Consider the following 25,529-nt stretch of genomic DNA (forward strand, 5'->3'; position numbering starts at 1 on the left):
ACCCCACTATGCTGTTGCGCCTTACCCTGCTGCTGACCCTCAGCGGCCTGCCCTTTTTCACCTCCGCCCACAACCTGATCCCCGGCCAGCCCCTGCCGCCGATCGGCGTGGTCGATCGTGGCGAGTTGACCGTGCAGCAGGATGAAACACACTATCAAAACTGGAGCAGCGATCGGCTCACCGGCAGGGTGAGCATCGTGCTGCATATGGCAGGGCGGCTGGCAGCGAAAGAGAGCAGTGCCGCGTTGATCCAGGCGATCGAAAACGCCCGCTTCCCCACCGCCACGGTGCGGATTACCACCATCGTCAACACCGACGATGCCATTCCCGGCAGCGCCATGTTCGTGCGGCAAAGCCTGGAAAGCAGCAAAAGGGAAACGCCTGACGCACAGTTTATCGTTGATGAAAAGGGCGCAGTCAGGCGCGCGTGGCAGCTGGCTGAAGGAGGAGCGGCGGTGGTGGTGCTGGATAAACAGGGCCGGGTCAGATTTGCCAAAGACGGGGCGTTGACCGATGAACAGGTGCGGCAGCTGATCGCCTTAGTTCAGCAGCTGCGGGCTTAAATCCCAGGTTGAAACCACCAGAAAGCTGTACAAACGATCTATTTTTTGTAAAAGATTGTCGCAACTCCCGATACTCAGAGAAATTTCTGAATATTGCACTAGGCTTTGCAAATAAAGCCATGTGAATGTCAGGGGTAGCCTGCAACGATGAACAATCATGAAGACGAACTGCAAAGGCTACGTGAAGCTCTGCAAAACCGCCTGGACCAGCTTTTGCCCGCCGGAGAACAGCAGGATTTAGTGTTTACCGCCATGCGTGAAGGCACGCTGTCAGCGGGCAAACGCGTCCGCCCCCTGCTGCTGATCCTGGCCGCCCGCGATCTGGGCTGTACGGTGGATCAGCCCGGCCTGCTCGACCTCGCCTGTGCGGTTGAAATGGTGCATGCCGCCTCGCTGATGCTGGATGATATCCCCTGTATGGACAATGCGTTACTGCGGCGCGGCCGTCCGACGACCCACGCTCAGTACGGTGAAAGCGTGGCCATTCTCGCCGCCGTTGCGCTGCTGAGCCGCGCTTTTGGCGTGGTCGTGGAGGCGCCGTCGTTGTCTGCCGCCTGCAAAACTCAGGCCGTGGCGGAACTGTCGCTGGCGGTGGGATCGCAGGGGCTGGTACAGGGGCAGTATCTCGATCTCAGCGAAGGCAGCCGGGCGAGAAGCAGCGAGGCGATCCTGCTGACCAACGAGCTTAAAACCAGCCGTTTATTTGATGCCTCATTGCAGATGGCGGCCATCGTTGCCGGGGCCCCGCTGCAAACGCGCCAGCGACTGCGCTGCTTCGCCCAGGATCTGGGGCAGGCCTTCCAGCTGATGGACGATCTCTCCGACGGGCTAAGCAACACCGGTAAAGACGCTAACCAGGACAGCGGTAAATCGACGCTGGTGGCGTTGCTGGGCGCCGAAGCGGTTCATCAGAAGCTGCGTGAACATCTGCGCAGCGCGGATGAGCATATCGCCAGCGCCTGCCATCGCGGGCTCTCTACCCGACATTTTATGCATGCGTGGTTTGATAAACAGATGGCGCTGTTTGGCAAAAATGGCACACAGCCGCTGCCGGGGTGCAGATGAGCGATCTTATCCAACGAAAAAGCGATCATCTCGATATCGTCCTGAACGCATCGCGCAGGGTGAAAACCTGTACAACCGGCTTTGAACGCTGGCGTTTTGAACACTGTGCGCTGCCGGAACTGAGCCTCGATCGCATCGATCTTCGTACCACGCTATTCGGCAAAACGCTCAAAGCGCCGCTGCTAATCAGCTCAATGACCGGCGGAACCCGGCGGGCGAAAAGCATCAATCGCCATCTGGCGGAAGCCGCTCAGGCACTCGGGCTGGCGATGGGCGTCGGTTCCCAGCGCGTGGCGTTGGAAAGCGAACAGGACTGGGGACTGACGCGTGAACTGCGTCAGCTCGCACCGGATATTCCGCTGCTGGCCAATCTTGGCGCGGCGCAGATCGCTGGGAAAAACGGCACCGAATATGCCCGGCGTGCGGTCGGGATGATTGAAGCGGACGCGCTAATTATCCATATCAATCCGCTGCAGGAAGCTCTGCAGCACGGTGGTGACCGCGACTGGCGCGGCGTGCTGGCCGCGATTGCTCATACGGTTGAAGCGCTGCCGGTACCGGTGATTGTCAAAGAGGTTGGCGCGGGTCTGTCCGTGCCGGTGGCGCGTCAGCTGGTTGAGGTGGGCGTGGGTATGCTGGACATCGCCGGTGCAGGCGGTACCAGCTGGGCGGCGGTGGAGGGTGAACGCGCCGCATCGCCGCAGGCCCGCGCGGTGGCGATGGCGTTCTCCGACTGGGGGATCCCCACCGCGCAGGCGCTGACACAGCTGCATCAGGCGCTGCCGCAGGTGCCGCTGATCGCTTCCGGCGGCATTGTTGATGGCATCGACGTGGCGAAAGCGCTGCGGTTAGGGGCGGATATCGCCGGTCAGGCAGCGGGTGTGCTGGGCTGCGCGACGGTCTCCAGCGAGGCGACGATCGACCATTTTCAGGTCATCATTGAACAGCTGCGCGTGGCCTGCTTCTGCACCGGCAGCGGCAGCCTGCGCGATCTTCGCCAGGCGAAACTGGTACCTGCTGAATGAGTGCACCTCGCTGGGATCTGATACTGGTGGGTGGCGGGCTGGCGAATGGTCTGATTGCCTGGCGGTTACGACAGCAGCAGCCAGGGCTGTGTGTGCTGCTGCTTGAATCAGATGCCGAGCCGGGCGGCAATCATACCTGGTCTTTCCATCAGCGCGATCTGCTGCCCGGGCAGCATCGCTGGATAGCGCCGCTGGTGGCGCATCGCTGGGCGGGATACGACGTGCGCTTCCCGGCGCTGAACCGTACCCTGGCGGGGGAGTACATTAGCGTGACCTCCGAACGCTTTGCTTCCGTGCTCAGCCAGGCGCTGGGTGACAGCCTGTGGAGCGGCACGCGAGTCGCCAGCCTGACGCCGGAAACGGTGACGCTGGAAGATGGACAAACGCTGAACGCGGCGGCGGTGATTGACGGGCGCGGCTACCGACCCAGCCCCCATCTGATTACCGGCTGTCAGGCTTTTCTGGGCCAGCAGTGGAGCCTGAGTCAGCCGCACGGTCTGACGCGGCCGATACTGATGGACGCCACCGTCGACCAGTCTGCGGGCTACCGTTTTGTTTACACCCTGCCGCTTTCGGACCGCCAGCTGCTGATTGAAGATACGCACTATATTGACCGCGCCACGCTGGATGTCGATCTCGCCCGGCAGCAGATCCGCCAGTACGCGGATCGTCATGGCTGGCTCCTCGATCGCCTGGAGCGGGAAGAGCAGGGCAATCTGCCGATCGCGCTGTCGGGCGATGCCCGTGCGTTCTGGCGGGCGCAGGCGGGGCAGCCTGGCAGCGGTTTACGCGTTGGGCTGTTTCATGCGACCACCGGTTACTCACTGCCGCAGGCGGTGGCGCTGGCGGATTTGATCGCGGCCGCACCAGACCTGAATGCCGCTGCGCTGTTCAGGCTGATTCAGGATTACGCCCTGGCGCAGTGGCGGCACCAGCGCTTCTTTCGCCTGCTCAACCGCATGCTGTTTCTCGCCGGGCCGCCGCAGGGGCGCTGGCAGGTGATGCAGCGCTTTTATCAACTGAACCATGGACTGATTGCCCGCTTTTACGCGGGTCAGCTAACGCTGCAAGACAGGGTGCGGATTCTGGCAGGTAAGCCACCGGTTCCGGTGGGCGAGGCCCTGCGCGCCGCACTGAAATTTTCCCCCCGGCTGCGAGCTTTTCACGATGAGTAAAACTGTAGTTATCGGCTCTGGCTTTGGTGGCCTTGCCCTGGCGATCCGCCTGCAGGCGGCAGGCATCCCGACGCTGCTGCTGGAGCAGCGCGACAAACCCGGCGGCCGCGCCTATGTCTATCAGGACGAAGGATTTACCTTCGACGCCGGGCCGACGGTGATCACTGACCCGACGGCGATCGAAGAGCTGTTCAGCCTGGCCGGTAAGCGCATCGAGGATTACGTCGATCTTTTGCCGGTCACACCGTTTTACCGGCTCTGCTGGGAGGACGGCGAAGTCTTTGATTACGACAACGATCAGGCGCGGCTGGAAGCGCAGATCCACCGTCTCAATCCGCGCGATGTGGAAGGCTACCGGCAGTTTCTGGCCTATTCGAAAGCGGTGTTTAAAGAGGGCTACCTCAAACTGGGCAGCATACCGTTTTTATCCTTCCGCGATATGCTACGCGCCGGGCCGCAGCTGGCACGGCTCCAGGCGTGGCGCAGCGTGTACGGCATGGTGTCGAAATTTATTGAAAACGAGCAGCTGCGCCAGGCGTTTTCTTTCCATTCGCTGCTGGTCGGCGGCAACCCCTTCGCCACGTCATCCATTTACACGCTGATCCACGCGCTGGAGCGGGAATGGGGCGTGTGGTTTGCGCGCGGTGGCACCGGGGCGCTGGTGCAGGGGCTGGTGAAGCTGTTTGAGGATCTCGGCGGCTCGCTGGAGCTGAATGCGGAAGTGACGAAGCTGGAGACGGCAGGCGAACGTATCAGCGCGGTGCAGCTGAAGGACGGGCGGCGGATTGCAGCGGCTTCGGTGGCATCTAACGCCGATGTGGTGCAAACCTATGCAAAACTGCTGGGGCACCACCCCGTCGGGGCCGCGCGCGGCGCATCGCTCAAGCGCAAGCGCATGAGTAACTCGCTGTTTGTCCTCTACTTCGGGCTGAACAAGCATCACAGCCAGCTGGCGCATCACACCGTCTGCTTCGGGCCGCGCTATCGGGCGCTGATCGATGAGATTTTTCATTCGCCGACGCTGTCGGAAGATTTTTCCCTTTATCTGCATGCGCCCTGCGTGACCGATCCCTCGCTCGCGCCGCCGGGCTGCGGCAGCTATTACGTGTTAGCGCCGGTGCCGCATCTCGGCACGGCGGATCTCGACTGGACGGTGGAAGGCCCGCGCCTGCGCGACCGTATTTTCGCCTATCTGGAGCAGCACTACATGCCCGGCCTGCGCGAACAGCTGGTGACGCACCGCATGTTTACGCCGTTTGATTTCCGCGACCGGCTGGGAGCCTGGCAGGGATCGGCGTTTTCCGTCGAACCGATCCTGCGGCAGAGCGCCTGGTTCCGGCCGCATAATCGCGACAGCAGGATAAGCAACCTCTATCTGGTCGGGGCGGGCACGCATCCCGGAGCGGGGATCCCCGGCGTTATCGGTTCGGCGAAAGCCACCGCGGGCCTGATGCTGGGGGATTTGCTATGACCAACGGCACGCTGATGGATCACGCTACCGAAACGATGGCGGTCGGTTCAAAGAGTTTTGCCACCGCATCAAAGCTGTTCGATGCACCCACCCGCCGCAGCGCGCTGATGCTCTACGCCTGGTGCCGCCACTGCGATGACGTGATCGACGGGCAGGTGCTCGGCTTTTACCAGGCCGCAGCAGACGGCGACAGCGCGGAGCAGCGGCTCGACCGCCTGAAGATGCAGACGCAGCGCGCTTTCGACGGTGTAAAAATGGACGATCCGGCCTTCGCCGCACTTCAGGAGGTTGCCCTAAGCCACAGCATTCCCCCGCGTCTGGCTTTCGAGCATCTTGAAGGCTTTGCAATGGACGTGCGGGAAACCCACTATGAGACTTTTGAGGATACGCTGCGCTACTGCTATCACGTGGCGGGCGTGGTGGGGCTGATGATGGCGCGGGTGATGGGCGTGCGTGACGAATCGGTGCTGGATCGCGCCTGCGACCTGGGTTTAGCCTTCCAGCTGACCAACATCGCCCGCGATATCGTTGAAGATGCACAGGCGGGGCGCTGCTATCTGCCCGCGCAGTGGCTGGCTGAGGAAGGTATTCCCGCAGAGCGGATAGCCGATCCGGCCTGGCGCGAAAAGCTGGCGCGACTGGCGAAGCGGCTGGTGGCGGCCGCGGAACCGTATTACGCCTCCGCCCGCGCGGGGCTACCGGGTTTGCCGCTGCGCAGCGCATGGGCGATTGCCTCGGCGCACGGCGTTTATCGTGAAATTGGCGTGAAGGTGAGCGCGGCCGGCCCCCGCGCCTGGGATAGCCGTCAGGGGACAAGTCGCATGGAAAAGGTCGGTCTACTGGCAAAGGGCGCGACGCAGGCGCTTAGTTCTCGCCTCGTGAAGCCGACGCCTCGCGCGATCCATCTGTGGCAGCGTCCCCGCTAGCCTGTTTTTCTTTATCGTTGTTGGCGCTATCGGCGTGTGTCTGCTGGTTGCGGCTGCGCAGTGTCGCCTGCAGCTTTGCTACAGGCGGCGCATAAAGGAAGCCGAACGACACGCAGTCTTCTTTACCCCGCACCGCATGATGCAGCCGATGGGCCAGATACAGGCGTTTTAAATACCCCTTACGTGGAATATAGCGAAACGGCCAGCGCTGGTGGACCAGGCCGTCGTGGACGATAAAGTAGAGCAGGCCGTACAGCGTCATGCCCGCGCCAATCCACTGTAGTGGCCAGACGCCGGACGCGCCGAAGGCGATCAGCGCGATGGCCAGCGCGGCAAAGACCACGGCATACAGGTCATTCACTTCGAATCTGCCGCTGTGTGGTTCATGGTGTGAAAGGTGCCAGCCCCATCCCCAGCCGTGCATGATGTATTTGTGCGTCAGCGCGGCAATCATTTCCATCGCGGCGACGGTCGCCAGGACAATCAGGGTGTTCCACAGCACGAGCATTTGTATTCCTTGTTGTCCAGGGGAAGAGGGTGTGCGATTTGGGTGATTGATGAGTATAGCAATCGGGGGAAGAGCTGCCGGGCTGGGGGATGAATTCAGCGGATTGGCGGCGGGATTGGCTGCTGTGTAGACGTCGTGAGTTACTGCGGGATTGGCGATCGTGGCACGTCCTCTGCGGCCACCGGGCGGTCCTCACGCCACTTTGCGGTACCTTCGGTTTCGACTGTGGGTCTTTCGGCCTGGCTGGCGGTGGGATTGGCGATCGGGGCACGTCCTCTGCGGCCACCGGGCGGTCCTCACGTCGCTGCGCGATGCCTTCGGTTTCGACTACGGGTCTTTCGGACCGGCGCAGAGCGGGCGTCCTGCCCGCGCTGCGCCTGAGCCCAGCATCCATGCTGGTCTCTCCGGCCCCGCAGCCTGCACCTCAGCGCTGCGGATTGCCCGGTGGCCGCAGAGGACGTACCCCTTTTGGCTAACTGCTCGCTGTTTTAAGAACGTAGTTCAGCGTTGAGTGCTCAAAACCGGCTGTATTGCTCAAGACTGCTCTCAGGTTGTTATCCTGGACCTTCAGCTAGCGACGGCAGTTCACAAAATGGGTTTGTCATGAACTGCACTTAAGCAAAACGATCGCAGGAATGGTGATATTTCTGGCCTTCAGCAGGCTGGTTGTGTCCCGGACGGGAAATCCACGGCACAGAACGGAAAGAAGTAAGACCTGATTGGTTTTCAGGCAACGCGGAAGTCAGAAAGCAGGCGGGTTGTGCCCCCGAGCGGGCAATCCGCAGCGCTGAACGGAGAGAGGAAGCCAGGATTCGCCCACAGGGAAGTGGGCGAAAGGCCCAGCCGCGCAGGACGCGCGTCTGGGACGGTCCGTCCGGCTGACGAGCAAAGTGAGGGAACCGCGCAGCGGCGCGAGGACCGCCCGACCGGGGGCACAACCCGCCATCGCTAGGTCCAGACTTTGCTAACATCCGCCTGAGACGGTCCGTCCGGCTGACGAGCGAAGTGAGGGAACCGCAACGCGGCGCGAGGACGCCCGATCGTGGGCACAACCAGCTCGTGGCAGCGCTGCGTGCCAGAGAAAATTATTATCTTTAAACATGATAGGGAATATATGGCATTGCTCATTTTTTCCAGTACAAGTCAGATTAAATACCACTGGCGATAGCTAGTATTAATGGTTTAACTATTACGCAAAGAATCGATTCTTCAGTTTAATATTGACTGTTCGCTTATTGTTACACATTTAATAAACCAATCCGTGAATTGCATTTGATTTATATGTACTCTTTAATCCATTACATGGAATGTGAAAGGTTGATTTATGGATACGGTTGAAGAATTAAATGGAACCTACTTCTATGATGGCACGTCAAATCTAAGTGCCGGTGAGTTATTCTTCTGGATTATGATTGATGAAACCTTAGACCATTTTGGTATATCAGACATTAGTGCGGTTACTGCAATATATATGGGTTCTAATAACGTAACGGTAGCAGGAAAACTCGCAGGTGCGACACCGGGAACTTCTGTTGCGTCTGTCTATTCAAGACGATTATTCAGGGGGCGTATGATGCCAGTAAGACTTCCAACCTGGGTGGGTTTTCCTCCTAATACCAAAAGAATAATGACTCTAAAATTAGGAACGTTCGTTGGCAGAACCATTCCCGTGTTGGGTTGGATAATACTGGCAGTTGATGTTTCTACAATTTCATTCAAAGCAGTAAATAAATATAATACCCTCGCACATCCTTCCGATCGCATATGGTAAGAGCTTAATGGGTGCTTCCTGCGTTACGCAACGGCAAGTAATGGCCTGGTATGATGAAAATTGGAACAGCCGCGTTTTCCCTTTTTTAAAACGCCCGACCCTGACTTTAGAAACCAGTCTGTCAACGGGGAAATATCCCTGGGCTGATGATGATGCAATAGACATACTTGATGATTACTTCATGCGTTTTTCCGTCAAAAGACAGAACTTCACATTTCACAGGTACTGGCCTAATGAAGAAACATTCATTCCCATCAATTTTTTACGGTCAAAAGAAAATAAATGGCAGTGGGTTGAACCAAAACCACTTACGTTAAATATGCTGGTGGAATCAGCAAAAGCTGGTCGCTGGCTTTATGATTAAAAGGAATTTGATTATGGCTATACCTGCTCATCTGTGGCTACGTGATGACGGCGATACGTTGATTAAGGGTTCATCCGATGTTAACAAACGGGAAGGTAGCATAGAAATTATTGGTTTCGGCCACGGATTACATATCCCTACGGATAATAATACAGGGAAAGTAACCGGAACCCGGATTCATGCTCCAATGGTCATTGAGAAAGAGTTCGACAGTTCAACACCCTATCTCTATAAAGCGGTTGCTACCGGACAGTCACTACGAAGTGCTGAAATAAAATGGTACAGAATTAATGATGCTGGCCAGGAAGTTGAATATTTTAATATGTTCCTTGAAGGTGTGAAAGTAGTGGCCGTGACGCCGATTATGTACAATACAAAAACCGTAGAAAAATGTAACCATATGGAACGTGTAGAACTTCGTTACGAAAGGATCACCTGGAAATATAACGACGGCAACATCCAGTATAGCGATGCATGGAATGAGCGATCAACGGCATAAATATACCGACCCAAGCATAGGCTTCGGTTTTTTTAACATCTCAGGATGTCGTGCAAAAGATCTCGTCACATTCAGCCATCCCATCGTCGGATGTACGTCTGCGAAACATCCGTATCCTAAGTATTGCATACGACTGACGAGCGAGGCTAAACGCAGATATGGAAATCCGGTCATTTTCAGGCAACGCGGAAGTCAGAAAGCAGGCGGGGGCACAACCCGCCAGCATAAGCTCCTGACTTAGCTAACATCCGCCAGCGCCGTTAATCCATGCACTTCACACCGCCGGAGCATCCACCTCATTCAATCCCCCGTTAATACGAAAAGCCACCCGCTGCGGATGATTGACCGAAACCAGATACTCAATTGGCTGACGCTGCCTGTCGTAAATCACCCCGCGATATACCAGCGCCGGGCTTTCCGGCTTCGCCTGCAGCAGTTGATGTTCCTCTTCGTTCATCGCCGCAGCGCGAAGCGTTCCTTCATCGTACACATCCTGGATCTGGTAGCGTTCGGCCAGCAGGCGATACAGCGACCCGGCCTCTTCCAGCATTTCGGCGCTGAGATCCGCGACCCGCGCCCGGGGTAAATAGCTGGTTTCAAGGCAGAATGGCTGACCGTCGGCCAGCCGCAGGCGCTTGATCATCACCACTTCGTTACCTTCTGCAATATGCAGCAGGCGCGCAATACGGGCGCTGGCGGTGGAAATATGAAAATAGATCAACTGGCTGCTGGGAACCGCGCCGTTCAGCTCGAGGATCTTCCCGATCCCCAGCGCGGGCTGTAACGGTCGCTCTATGGGCGTATCCAGTAGCCAGGTACCTTGATTACCCCGTCGCTCCAGCACTCCTTCCTCCACCAGCTCTGCCAGTAGTTTGCGCACGGTCATCCGGCTGAGGGTCAGCAGTTCGCAGAGCTCTCGTTCAGCGGGGATCTGATCGCCGCTGTTGAAATCAGGGGAATGGAGGATCTCCAGTAGCCGCTTACGCGCGTCTAGATAGCTTTTTCTGGGCTTCCTGGTCTGCTTTTCAGATGATGTCATGGTCTGTTTATCTCTGATGTTAAAAATGAAACAGGTTAAATATCAATATATTGTTTTAATGAGTTAAATGCAGTTTAACGAGGCGATGGATTGGGAAAATAATAACATACCACGCCGGTTTTTTTGGTATTTAACCAGCAATAATTGTTGCTATATAAAGCACTAAAAGCGTATATCAATACTCATGGTATGTTTTTTGGTATAAATGCAACACCAGGGGAACAGCTATGAAAATAAAAAAAACCATCGCAGTACTGGCAGCCACTTTCGCTCTGTCTGCAGGTATTAACGCAGCAACGGCAGCGGATCAGCTCCGTTTCGGCATCGATCCCACCTTCCCACCGTTTGAATCGAAAAACGCCAGCGGTCAGCTGGTGGGCTTCGATATCGATCTCGGCAATGCTATTTGTGCAGAGATGAACGTGCAGTGTTCCTGGGTGCAGAACGGCTTTGACGGGCTGATCCCGGCACTACAGGCCAGGAAGTTCGATGCCATTCTCTCATCGTTATCGATCACCGAAGAGCGTAAAAAATCCATCGCCTTCAGCCACAAGCTTTTCAATACGCCCGCATTCCTGATCGCTGCGAAGAACAGCTCGCTGCATCCCACGGCGGAATCGCTCAAGGGCAAGCGTATAGGCGTGCAGCAGGGATCGGTTTTTGAAACCTACGCCAATCAATACTGGCGAAGTGCAGGCGTGGAAGTCATTACCTATCCGGATGCGGAATCGGTGTACGCCGATCTGATTAACGGCCGCCTTGACGGCACGCTGGATGATGCGGTGGTGATTACCGAAGCGCTGCTCAGCAAGCCTCAGGGTAAAAGCTTCACGCTTATCCAGCCGCAGGTTAAAGACGATGCGATCTTCGGTCCTGGAACCGGTATCGGTCTGCGCCTGCAGGATAAGGATCTGCTGGCCCGGTTCAATCAGGCTATCGATACCCTTCGCGCCAACGGCACATACGACCGTTTAGCGAAAAAATACTTCAATTTCAACATCTACGGTGAGTAATGCCATGCAGACCCAAACTATTATCGCATCCCTGATGCGCAGCCATTTCCAGACGACCCCGCTGCGTCAGATTTTCCTGGTGGCCTGCGGCGGTTCGCTGGTGGATATGTATCCCTCCCACTATTTCCTTAGCGAACAGAGCGACATCCTGCGCTCGTGGATGATGACTGCCAATGAGTTCGTTTATGCCACGCCGAAAGCACTGGGGGCATCATCACTGGTTATCGTCTGCTCGCACGGCGGTAACACGCCGGAATCGGTGGCGGCGGCGAAGCTGGCGAAAGCGCGCGGTGCGGCAACGGTGACGCTGACCCACAATGCGGAAGCGCAGCTGTTGCAGTGGGCCGACCATAACCTGCTGTATCAGTGGGGGGATGATACGCCGGTGACCGATAATCCGATGGCGCTGATCCTCAGCCTCTGTGTCGATGTGCTGCGTCAGGTGGAAGACTACGCCGGGTGGCAGGATTTTCAGCAGGGCTTCACGCAGATTGATGCGGTGATCCGTCAGGGGCGGACGAAGGTGGCCGATCGCTGTACGGATTTCGCGGAACGCTATCAGCATGATTCCCTGTTTTACGTGCTGTCCAGCGGGGCGTCTTACGGGCATGCCTATGGTTTTGCCATCTGCTCGCTGATGGAGATGCAGCGTGTTGACGCCGCCTCCATCCACAGCGGTGAGTTTTTCCACGGTCCGTTTGAAGTCACCGACAATCACGTGCCGTTTATCCTGCTGATGAACGAAGGCCGCACGCGTGAACTCGACCAGCGCGCGCTGTCGTTCCTGAACCGCTACAACGACAAAACCGTGGTGGTGGATGCCCGCGAGCTGGGTCTGAACACGCTGCCCGCGTCGGTGGTGGACTACTTTAACCCGGTACTGTTTTACAGCATTATGTGCGACTACCGCGCGGCGCTGGCCGATATCCGCCAGCATCCGCTTTCAACCCGTCGCTATATGGGCGTAGTGGACTATTAAGGGCAACGTAAGATGAAAGTGATTGGCGTGGGCGACAACGTTGTCGATAAATATGAACACCGCCGCGTGCGTTACCCCGGCGGCAATGCGCTGAACTTCAGTGTGTATGCCGCGATGCTGGGAGCGGATGCCGCGTATCTGGGGATCTTTGGCGACGATGATGCGGCGGATCACGTGAATCGCGCGCTGGCCGGGCGCGGCATCGATACGCGCTATTGTCGCCAGGTAGCGGGTGAAAATGGCTATGCGCGCCTGACTATCGAACAGGGCGAGCGGGTGTTCGTTGATTCCAATCTTGGTGGCGTGCGGCAGACGGAATCGATGGCGTTTATTCTGCAGCATCGCGACTGGCTGCAGGAATTTGGGCTAATCCACACCAGCAGCTACAGCTATATCGATGAACAGCTACCCGAACTCGCGCATCTACCCGGCTGGCTGACCTATGATTTTTCGGACGATTTCCTGACCGAACAGGCGCTGCCGCTCTGCCGCTGGCTGGACGCGGCATTTTTCTCCTGCGCCGATCGTTCTCTGACGGAAACCCGCGAACTGCTGTTTCTGGCGGTTGAGGCAGGCAGCCGCTATGCGATCGCCACACGCGGTGCTGAGGGTGCGCTGCTGTTTGACGGGAAAAACTGGTATCAGCAGGCACCGGAAGCGGTCACGCCGGTCGATACGCTGGGCGCGGGAGATGCGTTTATCACCGCCTTTCTGCTGAGTTTCCGCCAGCATGGAGATATCGCGGCAGCGCTGCGTGCCGGGGCACAGTTTGCGGCGAAAATCTGCCTGCTGGAAGGTGCTTTTGGTGACGGGGAAGCTTACTGAGGTTCTATCTGGCTGGCGAAGGTATCCAGTTATGAGTAGAAAGTATCCTCATCACCTCTTGCTCAAAGTGTAAAACGGTTACTTTGATGACAGCGTTATCGACCTTTAGCAGGCAACACGAAAGTCAGATAGCAGGCGGGTTGTGCCCCCGAGCGGGCAATCCACAGCGCTGAACGGAGAGAGGAAGCCAGGATTCGCCTGCAAGGACGCAGGCGAAAGGCCCAGCCGCGCAGGACGCGCGTCTGGGACGGTCCGGCCGGCTGACGAGCGAAGTGAAGGCACCGCAAAGCGGCGCGAGGACCGCCCGACCGGGGGCACAACCCGCCAGCGTCATCACTTGGCTGGCCCGAAGCCGCAAACATCACTCCACATTAATATCCTCAGCGTGCGCCAGTAAATACTCCTCCGCCTCCCCGGACCAAATCCCGTGGTGGCGCTCCAGAATCGCCGCCAGCTGCGGATCGGCAATCTTACCCAGCGGCGTCAGCGGCAGTGATTTACCGGTGTAGACCAGCTTTTTCCCACCGCCCACCGCAGGCAGATCCAGCGTCGTTTCCCCGGCCGCATTCAGCCCCAGAATATGAGTCACGATTTTTGCCGCATTCACTTTCTTCGCCTGCATCAGCTCAACGGCGGCGCGCATATCGTCGGTATTGCCGCCGGAAGTCCCAACGTAATGGGTAAAGGCATAGTGCACGTCGTAGAAGTTTACCGGCGCGCTGAACGCTTTATCCTGCGGGCCGGCAAAGAAGTTAACGCAGCCGTCCGGGGCCAGCAGCGAAGAGGAAAGGGTCAGCAGATGCTCCTTGGGCACGAAGACAAAAATATCGTCGAAGCCCTTGCCGTCGGTCAGCGCCATCAGCGTATCGTAGTCGGCTTCATTACCGTCGATATAATGCAGTTCGGTCTGTGGCTCTGAATGATAGTGCTGTCGCGCGTAGCTCATCTTCGGCTTGTTGGTGTCGGTGACGACCAACAGTGACGGGTTGATCGGGCCGTGCAGCGCATAGTCGATAGCCAGCAGCCCCATCGGGCCGGTGCCGCCGAGGATCAGCGTGCGGCCCTGCGGGCGAATGCCCATGACGTGATTGTAGGTGCCTTCCTGCAGATGATAGTTGGCGTTAAACGCGCCGATCACGCAGGAAAGCGGTTCAACCATCGATCCTTCAAACCAGGTATCGCCCTCCCAGGACAGCAGGCAGTCCTGCTCCATCACCTCGTTGGGGATCACCACGTGGGTAGCGCCACCGCCGATCCACGGGAACGAGTAGCCGGGGCAGTCGGGGCGATCCGGCAGCTGCAGGTTGGCCTGAATCACGTAGCGCTGCCCGGCGTGGAATTTGTGCTGCCACTTCTTGCCGACCGCAAGGATCTCGCCGCAGAACTCGTGGCCGATAATGATCGGGTTGGTAGCCACATCGTCCGGCACCTTTTTGTGGTCCGCGCCCAGATTGGCCTCTTTCCAGGAAGAGAGGCACAGGCTGTCGGTCACCACGCGGGCCAGAATTTCATCGCCCTGCATCTCAGGAAGCTCGAAGGTTTCCAGGCGCAGATCGCGTTTGCCGTACAGGCGTAAAGCCGTTGTTTTCATAAACCACCTCATTGTTTAGTGTGCCCCGCCAGCAGTGCGGGGCGGAAGATCAGGACAGGAAGCCCAGCGCGTTACCGATAATCCCTAAGCCAAACAGCGCGAAGATCAGCCACACCGGGTTAATTTTTTTGTTGAGCAGGCGCACCATCAGCAGCGTCAGGCCCAGCGCCAGCAGGCCGGGGCAGAGCTGATCGAGGATGTTCTGCACGGTGGTCGTCACGGTGCCGCCGTCCGGGCCGGGCGTTTGCGACACGATGACCGGCACGCTGATGCTGGTCCATTTGGTCACCAGCACCCCCATCACAAACAGGCCGAGGATCGAGGCGCCTTCGGTCAGTTTTTGCAGCAGGTTACCGCCCATATCGCTGACGATGTTGACCCCTTTGCGGAAGCCCCAGGTCAGGCCGTACCACTTCAGCGCCAGGCGTACCGCATTGAAAATAAAGAAGAACAACAGCGGGCCGAGGATATTGCCGGACAGCGCCAGCGACGCACCCAGCGCGGCGGTAATTGGCCGCAGCGTGCCCCACACGAGCGGGTCGCCGACGCCCGCCAGCGGCCCCATCAGGCCCACTTTGATGCCGTTAATTGCGCCGTCATCAATATCGGCGCCGTTGGCGCGCGCTTCTTCCATCGCCACCGTCACGCCAATCACCGGGCCACACACCGCTGGCGTGGTGTTGAAGAACACCAGATGGCGCTTCAGCGCGGCCACCTGATCCTCCTTCAGCGGGTACAGGCGTTTGATGGCGGGGATCATGTCGTAACAGAAGCCCAGCCCGTGAATACGTTCGAAGTTGAATGACGCCTGCTGCAGGTTAGAGCGCAGAAACATCTTAATCAGGTCGCCCTGGGTGATTTTTCTCTGTTCCATGGGGGTCACCATCAGTCATCAAGCTGGTCGAGGGAGGAGGAAGAGGCGGTGGAAGCCTGCGGTTCGGCCTTGCGCCACTGCGGATTAAGCTGGATATAGATCAGCGCGATAATCACACCGACGCCGCCGAAGGCCAGCAGGCTGAAATTGAGGTAGCCACCCGCAAGGAAGCCGAGGAAGAAGAAGGGCATCAGGTATTTAACGCCCATCATGCGCAGCACCATGGCGTAGCCGACCACCACGATAAAGCCGCCGGCGACCTGCAGGCCCCGGGTGACGAATTCCGGGATGGCGTTAAGCATGTTGCTGACCATATCGGCGCTGACAAACATCGAGACGACCAGGGCCGGAACCGCTACGCGCAGCGCCTGAACCCCCAGCGCAGAAACGTGCAGCAGATCGATGGTGCCGAACTTCGCTTCTTCTGCGGCTTTATCCGCCGCGTGCTGGAACACCACGGTGATAGTGCGGGCGAGCACCGTCAGCACCTGGCCCGCCGCCGCGACCGGCAGCGCAATGGCAATACCGGTGGCGATGCTTTGGTGGCCGACAATCACCAGAATAGCGGAGATGATGCTGGCCAGCGCGGAGTCAGGCGACTGCGCTGCGCCAACGTTCATCCAGCCGAGGGCGATAAGCTCCAGCGTGCCGCCGAGCATAATCCCGGTTTTTAAATCCCCGAGGATTAAGCCAATAACGGTACAGGCAATTAACGGCCGGTGGGTCTGGAATTCATCCAGTACGCTGCCCATTCCGGCAATACAGGAAAAAATAAAGATAGCGATTATTTGTAGGGTACTTATTTCCATCGTTTTCACCATTGAAATATGACGGTACCTGCCTGTCACGGCATCAATACAGGCGCTGTTGTTTTTTATTCTGTGGCAGCGTGTTCTTTAATCTTGTCGAGGATATTTACCGATGGATCGGACGCCACCACGCGTAAATCCAGTTTTACACCCAGCTTATCCAGTTCGGTGAAGGCCTGAATATCCTGCTCATCCAGAGAAACGGCTTTGGTTAACTGTTTTTTTCCCGGTCGCCATGCCATTCCGCCAATATTCAGCGTGGCAATTTTTACGCCCTGTTTAACCATCGCCAGCGCATCCTGCGGATTGGTAAATAAATAGAATACGGTTTCATTCTGATATTGTGGGTTGTGATAAACCGCGACGGCTTTCTCAATATTCACCACGTTAACTTTCATACCCGGCGGTGCGGCCTGGCGCAGCAGCGTGCGGCGGACTTCATCGTTAAACACGTCATCATTGCAGATAATAATGCGCTGGGCGTTAGCCACTTTCGACCAGACGGTGGTGACCTGGCCGTGGATCAGGCGGTCATCAATACGGGCGAGCGTAATGTTCATTACAAATCCTCCTCAACGGTTTCCGGCTGCTGCCAGACGACGCAGCACTGACTGGCTATGGCCGTCAGGTGTTCACACAGGGCATCAATGTTCATTGCGTCCTGGTTATCCACCACTTCCAACGCCAGCGGTAATGACAGGCCGCTGATGACCCGCAGTCGGGGATTGTGCATGGCCAGCGCCGCCGCCGCATTCCACGGGCTTCCGCACTGTAAATCCACGGCGATCAGCCACTCCTGTTCATTGTGAGCACTAACTAACTTTTCCAGTTTGGCGGTGATATCTCCGGCGTTTTCACCCGGCACGAATTCCACCGCCGTGGCGTTGACCTCGCCATACACCATCCTGACTGAATCCAGTACGGCGCAGGCAAACTGGCCGTGGGCACAGAAAATAACGTTGACCATTTTTTCTCCTTAACCGCGCGTTTTACCGCCGGCAATGTTAGTGGTCACTCCGGTGATATAGCTTGCGCGCTCTGAAAGCAGATAGCAGGTGAAGTCCGCGACTTCGCTCAGGCGGCCAGAGCGGCCGATCGGGATGGCATTCTTGCTGTAGCCGTCGCGCAGCTGCTCTACGCTGATATTGCGCGTCCAGGCCAGCGCCTCTTCATATTCCGGGGTGCGCAGTCCGGTTTTTTCCAGAATGCCCGGGGCAACGCCCACCACGCGAATACCGTGTTTACCCAGCTCTTTAGCCCACGAACGGGTAAAGCTGTTCAGCGCCGCCTTGGTTGCCGCATAGCAGCTCTGGCCTTCCGACCCTTCCAGTCCGCTTTCCGACGAGACGTTAACAATCACTCCTTCACGCTGTTTAACCATCTGTCGCGCGACCGCCTGCGACATTAAAAACACGCCTTTTTGATTGATATTGACCATCTTCTCGAAGGCGGCTTCATTCAGTTCATAACGGCCCGCCGGTGCTTTTTCATCGACCAGCAGGCGAGGGAAATTCACGCCGGCGTTATTGACCAGGCCGTCGATTCGGCCAAACTGTTGAATGATATTTTCCACGCTTTGATTAACGTCAGCCGCGCTGGAAATATCGGTGGGCCAGAAATGATAATTCTCGCCGTTATGATACTTATCACCGCCGTGGATATCGGTCATCTGCACGTTAGCACCCTGCGCCAGTAATTCATCAACAATTGACAGGCCAATTCCCGATGCGCCACCGGTAACAATAATTATTTTCCCTTCCAGGTTTAACCATGTATTCATCATATGCCCCTCAGTTTTCAGATAAAGGGATCCCCCGCAGCGATGGCCGCGTGAAATCACATTGTGATTTTTACTTCAGTAACGACTCGGCGGTTTCTTTATTGGTTATCAGACCATTAATATATTTACCGTGCAGCGCACCCAGGATGCCGGAGTATTTTGCTTCCCCCATGGCGATGCCAATGGAGTAGCGCGCCTGTTTTAGTTTTTCCATTTTTATCGACAGCGTTTTTTCATTCATATTGGTTTCCACCAGTTCCCCGTCGATATCGTAAAAGCGCGAACAGATATCGCCGACCACGCTGCGGGCGTTGAGATCGTCACTCTCCTCACTGCCGTAAAACGCGTGCCAGTTTGCGCCGTCGCGGATTGCCGGGGAGCCAATTCCCACTAAGGCCACGTCCAGATTGTCCCAGTAGGAGGAGATGGTTTTGAAATGTTCTGACTGCATGATGCCGTTGCGAATCAGCGTGTTGTCCAGCAGCGCGGGGAAATCTGCCAGGTGCGATTCTGCCTTTAACTTCGCGGCGGCATCGTAGGTCAGCATATTCACGTGATAGCGACTTTCCAGCTTGCCGGACGGGCCGCCGATAATCGGTACGCAAATCGTATGCCGCGACTGGTTGGCCTGCGGCAGGTTGTCGACCAGCGCACGTAAAGCCCGGCCCCAGGAAAATCCGACGATATCGCCCGGTTCCAGCAGTCGGTCAATCAGCTGCGCGCCGTGCTGGCCCATAATATTCAGCTGATCGTCTTCCAGCAGGGATTCACAGGAGGCGACTACTACTTCTTTCAGGCCGAATTTCTGTTTGAGCTGCTGCTCCAGCCACAGGTTTTCGTTGCAGTCGTAGTTGATGGCAATCGTCACGATGCCCTGCTCGCGGCCGCGCTTCAGCAGGCGGCTGATTGTGGTGCGGTAGATCCCCAGTTCGCGGGCAATCTGTGCCTGCGTCATATCCTGCTCGTAATAGAGCTGGGCGATTTTCACAATCAGGCGGATATCGTCGCTGGTTTCCATCGTCATCCTCGAGTTTCTGCACATTTGTGCAAATCACGTTTTCGCTGTCCTGATCTGATATAACCCGATCGATGAACGACTTAAAAGTAATATTCGCGTGTTTCAGGTCGGTTTTGTGGTGGATTGTATTGCACATTTGTCTAATGAAATGGCGTATGGCGGCACGTTTGTGCAGTGATCGCTAATTGGTTGATTCTGTTATTTTTTGGTGGGCATATTTGCAGTCGGCGGCGGCGGGCACTTTTGTGTAGAAAGGCGTAATGGATCACATTTAGTTCGGCAGGTAATCGTTTAATTCGCCTGCCAGACAGGAGAAATGGTGAAAATTTGCGGCGTACTCAGCAACGTTTAGCTATCTGGATGAACGGCATTCATGTCGGCATGCGACAGCAGTGCGAAAGACTAGCCCAGAGCATATAAAATCTGACGCGCTCACAGCAAATCCATCTGTCCCCCGTCTTCCTGCTGTTTTTTAACGGCTTTCTCCGCTTTCTTTGTTTTCGCCGGCGGAGCAGGCCGCTGCATCTCATGGTTAATCCAGTGCAGGATCACCTCACACACCCACAGCTGCTGCCGTTCACTCATCGGTTGATGCGGTGGGATGTCATGCCATTTACTCAGGCAGCCGCGGCAGCAGGTGGCGGTAGCGTGCTGGGCGATAAACACCGGATGGCCGCGCATCGGCGTCTGTTTTCCGTCGTTGGCCGGTTCCGCCGGGGCCAGCCGGGTGCGCACAAACTCTGCGGTATGCTGCTCGACCAGCGCCCGGCCTTTTTCATGGCAATAGCGATATTCTGCGCTGCCTAAATGAAAGCGCTGGCGGAACGGCGAGCGGGAAAGCCGCTGGAAAAGTTGATCGATTGCAGGCATAAAACGGGCTTACTCAACGTTGAAGCAGTCTCTGTATCACGTCACAGCATGCGCCATAGTGCGGAAGGCTGGCAATAGAAAACCGGTGATAAAACGCGATTGGCAGCCTCTGCCCACCCTTCACGAATGGCGGTAACACACGTCGTGTAGCCTGGATAATGTCCGCAGGATGCTGGGAAAAGCCACGTGCCGTGACCATCTCTGGCAGCGATCGCCGCTCCGGCGTATCCTGTGAGCGAATGACAGCCGTCTTAATTGATCAGAACGATTCCGAAGGTAAAAAAATGAATTCAATCGGCATTTTTTGCGGTTCAGCTGAAGGATGTTCCCCTGAATATATGAATGCAGCGCGCGCCACGGGCCAGCTGCTGGCGCAGAAAGATATCGCCGTGGTTTACGGCGGTGGACGGGTGGGGCTGATGGGCGCGGTGGCGGATTCCGCTCTGCTGCACGGCGGGCGCGTGACCGGCGTGATCCCCCATGCGCTGTTTGAACGGGAGATCGGCCATACCGGCCTAACCGAACTGGTGGTGGTGGAGAATATGCACCAGCGCAAGCACCGCATGGCGGAGCTGTCCTCCGGGTTTATCGCGTTACCGGGCGGGGCGGGCACGATGGAAGAGATCTTCGAACAGTGGACGTGGGCGCAGCTCGGTATGCACCAGAAACCCTGCGCATTTCTGGATGTAAACGGCTTCTACCAGCCGCTGAAGGCGATGATCGAGCGCATGGCCGCCGAAGGATTTATCAGGCAGAGCTACATCGATATGCTGCTGTTTTCCGACAGCCTGGCGGAGATCATCGACTATTTTAACGACTACACGCCGCCGGCAACCAAGTGGGCTTCGCCAGACGGGAGCCAGCATGGTTGATAAGAAGCAGATCCATATCGCCGCTGCGGTGATCGTCGATGATGCCGGGCGCCTGCTGCTGGTGCGCAAACGTAATACCTCCTACTTTATGCAGCCGGGTGGGAAGCTGGATGCCGGAGAGTCGCCGCAATCTGCGCTGATCCGCGAACTCCGGGAAGAGCTTGATCTGGTGATTACGCCGGGCGATCTGACCCCGCTGGGGCAGTTTACCGACGTGGCCGCCAATGAGCCGGATCATCTGCTGGTGGCCGATATTTTTCGCATCCGGAATGTAAGCGGTGAGCTACAGCCTGCGGCGGAGATCGAAGAGGTCCGATGGGTGTCTGCGGCAGAGTTCGACAGCGTTGTTCTGGCACCGCTGACCGTGAAGCAGATTATCCCGTTGGTGTATCAGGTATCTGATAATGCCTGAAGCCTGAAGCCTGAAGCCTGAAGCCTGAAGGATCAGGGCTGATAGCGGATGACAGGGGATCGGTGTGAAGGCTGGCAGGTCGCGTGAAAAGGCGTGCAGATCGCGCTGAATTTCCGGCAGGTTAAGCGTAACGGCATTGCTAAAGTGATGCCGTTACGCAAATAATTATGCTTCGAAGCCGATTTAGCGGCTCAGCGTCGCGTTCAGCGCATCAATCGACGTTTGTAATCCCGCTTCCACGCTCATGGTCAGATCTTCCATCTCCAGCGACACGTAGCCGTCGTAACCGGTCATGCGCAGCACCGAGAAGAACTCTTTCCACCACAGCAGATCCTTGCCGCAGCCCACCGCCACATAGTTCCAGGTGCGGGTTTTGGTGTTAGTCACCGGCTGATACTCCATCAGGCCGTCAACGTCCGCCAGGCCGCGCTCGATGCGGGCGTCCTTACCGTGAACGTGGAAGATCGCGCCTTCCAGCTTACGCGCCGCGGCGATCGGATCCGCGCCCATGGCAATCAGATGCGAAGGATCGAGGTTCATCCCGATCATCTCATCCACTTCGTTACGCAGGCGCAGCAGCGTGGACGGGTTGTACACCAGCTGGCACGGGAACTCTTCAATGGCGATCTTCTCGATCCCGTGCTGCTTCGCGTGCTGGACGAATTTTTTCCACCATGGAATGGCTACTTCGTTCCACTGATAGTCGATCACGCCAGGCATATAGTCAGGCCAGGAGATGGTGGAGGTGATCCAGTTCGGCACGCGATCTTCCGGCCCGCCGCCAGGCAGGCCGCTCATCATCACGATCTTTTTCACGCCCAGCTTGCCCGCCAGCTCAATGGCGCGGTAGCTGCTTTGAGTGTGCTTCTCGCCCAGCTCACCGGGTGCCAGCGGGTTGCCGGAGCAGTTCAGCGCCACGATTTCGATATCGCGCATGGCCAGCTCGGCCTGGAACTGGCGCAGTTTTTCCGGCGAGCCGAGCAGCTCTTCGGTTTTCACATGCGGGCACGGGGACCAGCCGCCGGCGGTCATTTCCACGCCGGAAATGCCGTAGCCTTTCACTTTATCCAGCATATCCGGGAAGGAAAGATCGGCCAGAACGTCGGTACATAATGCGAGTTTCATGCTACATCCTTAATCAATAGAATTAATGCTGTTCAAACTGCTGAATAAATTCACGTTTGGTCTTAGCGCAGGCGAGAATTAACGTATTGGCATCATCTCCCAGCATATCGGCAATATCCGCCAGAACCTGAACGTGTTCATTTTTCGTGGCCGCCACGGCGACCATAATAAAGACCACCTGTCCCGCTCCCCAGCTCACGCCGTCTGGAAACTGGAAAATAAGGAAGCCGGTTTTTTTAACCAGATCGATATGTTCTTTGGCACAGTGTGGAAAGGAGATGCCCGCGCCGATCCAGGTCGAGACGTCTTTTTCCCGCTTCAGCATCGCCTCAAAAAAACCGGGCTTCACGTAACCTGCCTTTTCCAGCTCATCCGCTGCGATTTTAATTGCCTCGGTTTTATTCGCGGCCTGGCAATCCAGATAAATAACCTCTTCAGACAATTTCAACATGGCGTTCTCCTGACACTGACGGTGTTATGCCAAATAAAGGGCAGGGCACTCTGGAATAGTGACGTCGTGTTTCTGGCCATCTTTCAGCGATGCCAGACCGGCATCGCAAACCAGCGCAACAACGTAGCCATCCCAGGACGACGGGCCGGTCATGGCGCTGCCGCGGGAAATGTTATCGACAAAGTTTTGCACTTCACGATCGTAAGCGGTGGCGAAGCGCTCCATGCAGGACTGTGAAATATGGTGGCTGACGCCGTTGGGTGAGCGAGTGTAGGTCAGCGCCTGCTCGGTCAGGCCGCTGATGGCGTTCTCACCGATCACTTCACAGCGGATGTCGTAGCCGTAGTTGCAGTTAACGAACAGCTCGTCATCAATGCGCACGCCGGATTCCGTTTCGAAAATCACAATCAGCGGGTCCTGCAGATGCGGATACGCCCGGCTGGTTTTCTTACGCGGTTTATCCACGCGCACCGAGACGATATTTTCGTTCAGCAGGTAGCGAATGATGTCGATTTCGTGAGTGGCCGAATCGTTGACCGCCATTTCCAGCGTATAACTTTCCGGGACCGACGGGTTGCGGTGCGCGCAGTGGATCAGCATGATTTCACCCAGCTCACCGCTGGCAATGGTTTGCTTCAGGGCCTGATAGCCCGGATCGAAGCGGCGCATAAAGCCCAGCTGCAGCAGGCGCTTACCGGCCGCGACTTCGGCGGCGATAATTTCCTGCGATTCATCGGCGGTTGGCGTTAGCGGCTTCTCGCAAAATACCGGCTTGCCGGCTTTAAACGCAGAGAGGATCTGCGCTTTATGCACCGGGCCAATAGAGCAGATAAATACTGCATCAACCTGGTCTGAGTTAATTAGCTCGTCGGCATCATAAAACGCCGTGGCGTGATATTCGGCGGCAACGGCATCGGCCGCTGCGCGGTTAATATCACAGACCGCAGTCACCTGCGCGCCGGTAATGACATTGTTAAAACGTTGAAGGTGGTCGCGGCCAATCATACCGAGGCCAATTAAACCGATTTTTACCGTCATTTTATTTCCCTTACATCTTTAAGTTAAAAACGAAACTTTTTCTCGATTTGTTCCAGCGTCAGCCCGCGCGTTTCCGGCAGATATTTCACCAGCAGCACCAGCATGACGATATTGGTCGCAGCGAAGAAGCCGAAGGTCATGCCGCCGCCGTACTGGCTGAGCAGTACCGGGAAAATAAGCTGGATAATAAAGTCGAAGATCCACAGGCCGAATACCGCAAAGCCCATTCCCACGCCGCGCATCCGCAGCGGATAGATTTCCGCCAGCATCAGCCAGAACACCGGGGCAATCCACCCCTGCATAAAGACTAAAAACACCAGCATTAAGCCGAGAATGATGTAGCTGGCGCCGTCGAAATTCGCGTGCAGCGTGTCAACGCCGTTGAGGGTTTCGGTGTGGAAGAAAACGTTAAACGACAGGCCGATTAATATCAGGCTGATGGTGACGCCCGCCTGCCCGGTAAAGAACATTTTGCGCCGCGAGTGTTTGCCAATGAGCACCATGCCGAGCAGCGTGGCCAGCACCGATACAACCCCGTTGGCGACCGCGCCGGTGACCGCCGCCGCATCGCCAAGCCCGGTCGACTTCAGCACCGTTGGGGCATAATACATAATGGTGTTAATGCCGGTGACGCGGGTGGCGAGGACGATCATCAGGCCGATGAGCAGCAGCTGAACGACCCAGCGCTTTTTCAGCTCCTCGAAAAGATTAAACTTCACCGCGTCGGCCTTAATAACCTGCTGGATCTCCCTGATTTCACGCTCAACTTCTTCCGGCTCGCGAATGGTTTTTAATACGGCAATCGCTTTCTCGGTTTCGCCACGGCGCATAAAGAAGCGCGGCGACTCCGGCATCATCAGCATACCGATCCACAGCAGCGCGCCCGGGAGTGCCGGGATGGCCAGCATGATGCGCCAGTTGTGGCCCATGTCCGGATAAAGGTTAACGATGGTGGCGTTAACGCTGTAGGCAAGGAACTGCCCGGTCACAATCATCAGTTCGTTGACCGTTACCAGACGCTCGCGCTGGTCGGCCCGCGCCAGCTCGGAAATGTAAATCGGCACCGTCACCGAGGCACAGCCGACTGCCAGCCCCAGAATAAAGCGTGCCACGATCATTGAGGGCACATCCCAGGCAAACGCCGTACCTAATGCACCAAACATGAAGATCGCGGCGACCCACAGCAGATTTTTACGGCGTCCCTGCTTATCGGAGAAATACCCACCAAATAAGGAACCTAATGCCGCGCCAAAGAGCAGGAATGAGGTAATAAATCCTTCCTGAGCGGGCGTCAGATTTAAATCATATTTCATAAAGATTAAGGCGCCGGAAATAACGCCGGTGTCATAGCCGAAACACAGACCGCCTATCGTCGAGACGATAGTAATCATCCGCATCCGTTTATTACTTTGCAGGTTTGTAATATTAGACATAACTGTTCCATCTGGTTATAAGGTAAAACAGGG

General features: G+C 56.8%; 28 protein-coding genes. 14 read left to right on the top strand and 14 right to left on the bottom strand.

Annotated features, from left to right (window positions below):
- Window positions 1-8: 8 nt before the first annotated feature.
- The 6 genes from EC836_RS19745 to crtB all read left to right on the top strand — a co-directional run bounded on the left by EC836_RS19745 (window position 9) and on the right by crtB (window position 6,225).
- Window positions 9-563: a YtfJ family protein gene (locus EC836_RS19745; RefSeq protein ID WP_123336260.1), complete on the top strand. Its 555-nt coding sequence runs from the start codon at window positions 9-11 to the stop codon at window positions 561-563.
- Window positions 564-710: 147 nt separating this feature from the next.
- On the top strand, window positions 711-1,628 hold the full coding sequence (locus tag EC836_RS19750) for a polyprenyl synthetase family protein (protein ID WP_123336262.1): 918 nt from the start codon (window positions 711-713) through the stop codon (window positions 1,626-1,628).
- On the top strand, window positions 1,625-2,653 hold the full coding sequence (gene fni / locus EC836_RS19755) for a type 2 isopentenyl-diphosphate Delta-isomerase (RefSeq protein WP_233599369.1): 1,029 nt from the start codon (window positions 1,625-1,627) through the stop codon (window positions 2,651-2,653). Before EC836_RS19750 ends, fni begins: the two co-directional genes overlap by 4 nt.
- Window positions 2,650-3,828: a lycopene beta-cyclase CrtY gene (crtY, locus tag EC836_RS19760; RefSeq protein WP_123336266.1), complete on the top strand. Its 1,179-nt coding sequence runs from the start codon at window positions 2,650-2,652 to the stop codon at window positions 3,826-3,828. The genes fni and crtY overlap by 4 nt, the downstream gene beginning before the upstream one ends.
- A complete protein-coding gene (locus EC836_RS19765; RefSeq protein ID WP_123336268.1) occupies window positions 3,821-5,299 on the top strand; it encodes a phytoene desaturase in 1,479 nt (492 codons plus the stop codon). The genes crtY and EC836_RS19765 overlap by 8 nt, the downstream gene beginning before the upstream one ends.
- Window positions 5,296-6,225: a 15-cis-phytoene synthase CrtB gene (gene crtB / locus EC836_RS19770; RefSeq protein WP_123336270.1), complete on the top strand. Its 930-nt coding sequence runs from the start codon at window positions 5,296-5,298 to the stop codon at window positions 6,223-6,225. Before EC836_RS19765 ends, crtB begins: the two co-directional genes overlap by 4 nt.
- On the opposite strand, the gene EC836_RS19775 is transcribed toward crtB, so the two are convergent.
- Entirely contained in the window at window positions 6,164-6,733 is a 570-nt protein-coding gene (locus EC836_RS19775) for a sterol desaturase family protein (protein WP_123336272.1), read from the bottom strand. The genes crtB and EC836_RS19775 overlap by 62 nt on opposite strands.
- 1,324 nt (window positions 6,734-8,057) lie before the next feature.
- Here EC836_RS19775 and EC836_RS19780 point away from each other — a divergent pair.
- From EC836_RS19780 to EC836_RS19790, 3 genes are read left to right on the top strand one after another with little or no spacing between them, the layout of a single operon-like run.
- On the top strand, window positions 8,058-8,504 hold the full coding sequence (locus EC836_RS19780; protein WP_123336274.1) for an STM2901 family protein: 447 nt from the start codon (window positions 8,058-8,060) through the stop codon (window positions 8,502-8,504).
- A 40-nt stretch (window positions 8,505-8,544) separates the two neighbouring features.
- Window positions 8,545-8,868 (top strand): DUF1493 family protein, encoded by a 324-nt coding sequence (locus EC836_RS19785; RefSeq protein ID WP_233599370.1) that lies wholly within the window; start codon window positions 8,545-8,547, stop codon window positions 8,866-8,868.
- Window positions 8,869-8,881: 13 nt separating this feature from the next.
- Complete coding sequence (locus EC836_RS19790) at window positions 8,882-9,367, top strand: Hcp family type VI secretion system effector (protein WP_123336277.1); 486 nt, start codon at window positions 8,882-8,884, stop codon at window positions 9,365-9,367.
- A gap of 274 nt (window positions 9,368-9,641) precedes the next feature.
- On the opposite strand, the gene EC836_RS19795 is transcribed toward EC836_RS19790, so the two are convergent.
- The gene (locus tag EC836_RS19795; RefSeq protein ID WP_123336279.1) at window positions 9,642-10,406 is read right to left on the bottom strand and encodes a GntR family transcriptional regulator; all 765 of its coding nucleotides are present in this window, start codon (window positions 10,404-10,406) and stop codon (window positions 9,642-9,644) included.
- Between the two features lie 227 nt (window positions 10,407-10,633).
- Here EC836_RS19795 and EC836_RS19800 point away from each other — a divergent pair, with 227 nt between their 5' ends.
- The 3 genes from EC836_RS19800 to EC836_RS19810 are packed head-to-tail and all read left to right on the top strand — an operon-like array spanning window position 10,634 to window position 13,223.
- Window positions 10,634-11,419, top strand: a complete 786-nt coding sequence (locus EC836_RS19800) for an ABC transporter substrate-binding protein (protein WP_123336281.1) — start codon at window positions 10,634-10,636, stop codon at window positions 11,417-11,419.
- Between the two features lie 4 nt (window positions 11,420-11,423).
- The gene (locus EC836_RS19805) at window positions 11,424-12,398 is read left to right on the top strand and encodes an SIS domain-containing protein (RefSeq protein ID WP_123336283.1); all 975 of its coding nucleotides are present in this window, start codon (window positions 11,424-11,426) and stop codon (window positions 12,396-12,398) included.
- 12 nt (window positions 12,399-12,410) lie between these two features.
- Window positions 12,411-13,223 carry a PfkB family carbohydrate kinase gene (locus EC836_RS19810; RefSeq protein ID WP_123336285.1) on the top strand — a complete coding sequence of 271 codons (813 nt, stop codon included), beginning with the start codon at window positions 12,411-12,413 and terminating at the stop codon, window positions 13,221-13,223.
- A gap of 361 nt (window positions 13,224-13,584) precedes the next feature.
- On the opposite strand, the gene sorE is transcribed toward EC836_RS19810, so the two are convergent.
- From sorE to EC836_RS19850, 8 genes are all read right to left on the bottom strand, one after another.
- Window positions 13,585-14,814 (bottom strand): L-sorbose 1-phosphate reductase, encoded by a 1,230-nt coding sequence (sorE, locus tag EC836_RS19815; protein ID WP_123336287.1) that lies wholly within the window; start codon window positions 14,812-14,814, stop codon window positions 13,585-13,587.
- A 49-nt stretch (window positions 14,815-14,863) separates the two neighbouring features.
- A complete protein-coding gene (locus EC836_RS19820; RefSeq protein WP_123336289.1) occupies window positions 14,864-15,688 on the bottom strand; it encodes a PTS system mannose/fructose/sorbose family transporter subunit IID in 825 nt (274 codons plus the stop codon).
- Between the two features lie 11 nt (window positions 15,689-15,699).
- Window positions 15,700-16,497 (bottom strand): PTS mannose/fructose/sorbose transporter subunit IIC, encoded by a 798-nt coding sequence (locus EC836_RS19825; protein ID WP_123336494.1) that lies wholly within the window; start codon window positions 16,495-16,497, stop codon window positions 15,700-15,702.
- 65 nt (window positions 16,498-16,562) lie between these two features.
- Entirely contained in the window at window positions 16,563-17,057 is a 495-nt protein-coding gene (locus EC836_RS19830; protein WP_105593031.1) for a mannose/fructose/sorbose PTS transporter subunit IIB, read from the bottom strand.
- The gene (locus EC836_RS19835; RefSeq protein ID WP_123336291.1) at window positions 17,057-17,464 is read right to left on the bottom strand and encodes a mannose/fructose/sorbose PTS transporter subunit IIA; all 408 of its coding nucleotides are present in this window, start codon (window positions 17,462-17,464) and stop codon (window positions 17,057-17,059) included. The genes EC836_RS19830 and EC836_RS19835 overlap by 1 nt, the downstream gene beginning before the upstream one ends.
- 9 nt (window positions 17,465-17,473) lie before the next feature.
- Window positions 17,474-18,277, bottom strand: coding sequence for an SDR family oxidoreductase (locus EC836_RS19840; RefSeq protein ID WP_123336293.1), 804 nt, complete (start codon window positions 18,275-18,277; stop codon window positions 17,474-17,476).
- Between the two features lie 70 nt (window positions 18,278-18,347).
- Window positions 18,348-19,295, bottom strand: coding sequence for a sugar-binding transcriptional regulator (locus tag EC836_RS19845; protein WP_123336495.1), 948 nt, complete (start codon window positions 19,293-19,295; stop codon window positions 18,348-18,350).
- 432 nt (window positions 19,296-19,727) lie between these two features.
- Window positions 19,728-20,165, bottom strand: coding sequence for a DUF4186 domain-containing protein (locus EC836_RS19850; RefSeq protein ID WP_123336295.1), 438 nt, complete (start codon window positions 20,163-20,165; stop codon window positions 19,728-19,730).
- Between the two features lie 284 nt (window positions 20,166-20,449).
- Between EC836_RS19850 and EC836_RS19855 the strand changes: the two genes are divergently transcribed.
- The gene (locus EC836_RS19855) at window positions 20,450-21,037 is read left to right on the top strand and encodes a TIGR00730 family Rossman fold protein (protein ID WP_123336497.1); all 588 of its coding nucleotides are present in this window, start codon (window positions 20,450-20,452) and stop codon (window positions 21,035-21,037) included.
- Entirely contained in the window at window positions 21,030-21,449 is a 420-nt protein-coding gene (locus EC836_RS19860; protein ID WP_123336298.1) for an NUDIX domain-containing protein, read from the top strand. The genes EC836_RS19855 and EC836_RS19860 overlap by 8 nt, the downstream gene beginning before the upstream one ends.
- A 183-nt stretch (window positions 21,450-21,632) precedes the next feature.
- On the opposite strand, the gene EC836_RS19865 is transcribed toward EC836_RS19860, so the two are convergent.
- From EC836_RS19865 to EC836_RS19880, 4 genes are read right to left on the bottom strand one after another with little or no spacing between them, the layout of a single operon-like run.
- Entirely contained in the window at window positions 21,633-22,574 is a 942-nt protein-coding gene (locus EC836_RS19865; protein WP_123336300.1) for a sugar phosphate isomerase/epimerase, read from the bottom strand.
- A 22-nt stretch (window positions 22,575-22,596) separates the two neighbouring features.
- Window positions 22,597-23,025 (bottom strand): PTS sugar transporter subunit IIA, encoded by a 429-nt coding sequence (locus tag EC836_RS19870; protein ID WP_123336302.1) that lies wholly within the window; start codon window positions 23,023-23,025, stop codon window positions 22,597-22,599.
- 24 nt (window positions 23,026-23,049) lie between these two features.
- Entirely contained in the window at window positions 23,050-24,063 is a 1,014-nt protein-coding gene (locus EC836_RS19875) for a Gfo/Idh/MocA family protein (protein ID WP_123336304.1), read from the bottom strand.
- Window positions 24,064-24,086: 23 nt separating this feature from the next.
- The gene (locus EC836_RS19880; RefSeq protein WP_123336306.1) at window positions 24,087-25,496 is read right to left on the bottom strand and encodes a sugar porter family MFS transporter; all 1,410 of its coding nucleotides are present in this window, start codon (window positions 25,494-25,496) and stop codon (window positions 24,087-24,089) included.
- Window positions 25,497-25,529 lie beyond the last annotated feature (33 nt).

Origin of the sequence: Erwinia sp. JUb26 (assembly GCF_003751505.1) — a bacterium.
Taxonomy (GTDB): Bacteria; Pseudomonadota; Gammaproteobacteria; order Enterobacterales; family Enterobacteriaceae; genus Erwinia.

What these genes read in the sequence shown, in the direction of transcription:
- EC836_RS19745 (WP_123336260.1), top strand. Translation starts at nt 9, where the DNA reads ATGCTGTTGCGCCTTACCCTGCTGCTGACCCTCAGCGGCCTGCCCTTT.
- EC836_RS19750 (WP_123336262.1), top strand. Translation starts at nt 711, where the DNA reads ATGAACAATCATGAAGACGAACTGCAAAGGCTACGTGAAGCTCTGCAA.
- fni (WP_233599369.1), top strand. Translation starts at nt 1,625, where the DNA reads ATGAGCGATCTTATCCAACGAAAAAGCGATCATCTCGATATCGTCCTG.
- crtY (WP_123336266.1), top strand. Translation starts at nt 2,650, where the DNA reads ATGAGTGCACCTCGCTGGGATCTGATACTGGTGGGTGGCGGGCTGGCG.
- EC836_RS19765 (WP_123336268.1), top strand. Translation starts at nt 3,821, where the DNA reads ATGAGTAAAACTGTAGTTATCGGCTCTGGCTTTGGTGGCCTTGCCCTG.
- crtB (WP_123336270.1), top strand. Translation starts at nt 5,296, where the DNA reads ATGACCAACGGCACGCTGATGGATCACGCTACCGAAACGATGGCGGTC.
- EC836_RS19775 (WP_123336272.1), bottom strand. Translation starts at nt 6,733, where the DNA reads ATGCTCGTGCTGTGGAACACCCTGATTGTCCTGGCGACCGTCGCCGCG.
- EC836_RS19780 (WP_123336274.1), top strand. Translation starts at nt 8,058, where the DNA reads ATGGATACGGTTGAAGAATTAAATGGAACCTACTTCTATGATGGCACG.
- EC836_RS19785 (WP_233599370.1), top strand. Translation starts at nt 8,545, where the DNA reads ATGGCCTGGTATGATGAAAATTGGAACAGCCGCGTTTTCCCTTTTTTA.
- EC836_RS19790 (WP_123336277.1), top strand. Translation starts at nt 8,882, where the DNA reads ATGGCTATACCTGCTCATCTGTGGCTACGTGATGACGGCGATACGTTG.
- EC836_RS19795 (WP_123336279.1), bottom strand. Translation starts at nt 10,406, where the DNA reads ATGACATCATCTGAAAAGCAGACCAGGAAGCCCAGAAAAAGCTATCTA.
- EC836_RS19800 (WP_123336281.1), top strand. Translation starts at nt 10,634, where the DNA reads ATGAAAATAAAAAAAACCATCGCAGTACTGGCAGCCACTTTCGCTCTG.
- EC836_RS19805 (WP_123336283.1), top strand. Translation starts at nt 11,424, where the DNA reads ATGCAGACCCAAACTATTATCGCATCCCTGATGCGCAGCCATTTCCAG.
- EC836_RS19810 (WP_123336285.1), top strand. Translation starts at nt 12,411, where the DNA reads ATGAAAGTGATTGGCGTGGGCGACAACGTTGTCGATAAATATGAACAC.
- sorE (WP_123336287.1), bottom strand. Translation starts at nt 14,814, where the DNA reads ATGAAAACAACGGCTTTACGCCTGTACGGCAAACGCGATCTGCGCCTG.
- EC836_RS19820 (WP_123336289.1), bottom strand. Translation starts at nt 15,688, where the DNA reads ATGGAACAGAGAAAAATCACCCAGGGCGACCTGATTAAGATGTTTCTG.
- EC836_RS19825 (WP_123336494.1), bottom strand. Translation starts at nt 16,497, where the DNA reads ATGGAAATAAGTACCCTACAAATAATCGCTATCTTTATTTTTTCCTGT.
- EC836_RS19830 (WP_105593031.1), bottom strand. Translation starts at nt 17,057, where the DNA reads ATGAACATTACGCTCGCCCGTATTGATGACCGCCTGATCCACGGCCAG.
- EC836_RS19835 (WP_123336291.1), bottom strand. Translation starts at nt 17,464, where the DNA reads ATGGTCAACGTTATTTTCTGTGCCCACGGCCAGTTTGCCTGCGCCGTA.
- EC836_RS19840 (WP_123336293.1), bottom strand. Translation starts at nt 18,277, where the DNA reads ATGAATACATGGTTAAACCTGGAAGGGAAAATAATTATTGTTACCGGT.
- EC836_RS19845 (WP_123336495.1), bottom strand. Translation starts at nt 19,295, where the DNA reads ATGGAAACCAGCGACGATATCCGCCTGATTGTGAAAATCGCCCAGCTC.
- EC836_RS19850 (WP_123336295.1), bottom strand. Translation starts at nt 20,165, where the DNA reads ATGCCTGCAATCGATCAACTTTTCCAGCGGCTTTCCCGCTCGCCGTTC.
- EC836_RS19855 (WP_123336497.1), top strand. Translation starts at nt 20,450, where the DNA reads ATGAATTCAATCGGCATTTTTTGCGGTTCAGCTGAAGGATGTTCCCCT.
- EC836_RS19860 (WP_123336298.1), top strand. Translation starts at nt 21,030, where the DNA reads ATGGTTGATAAGAAGCAGATCCATATCGCCGCTGCGGTGATCGTCGAT.
- EC836_RS19865 (WP_123336300.1), bottom strand. Translation starts at nt 22,574, where the DNA reads ATGAAACTCGCATTATGTACCGACGTTCTGGCCGATCTTTCCTTCCCG.
- EC836_RS19870 (WP_123336302.1), bottom strand. Translation starts at nt 23,025, where the DNA reads ATGTTGAAATTGTCTGAAGAGGTTATTTATCTGGATTGCCAGGCCGCG.
- EC836_RS19875 (WP_123336304.1), bottom strand. Translation starts at nt 24,063, where the DNA reads ATGACGGTAAAAATCGGTTTAATTGGCCTCGGTATGATTGGCCGCGAC.
- EC836_RS19880 (WP_123336306.1), bottom strand. Translation starts at nt 25,496, where the DNA reads ATGTCTAATATTACAAACCTGCAAAGTAATAAACGGATGCGGATGATT.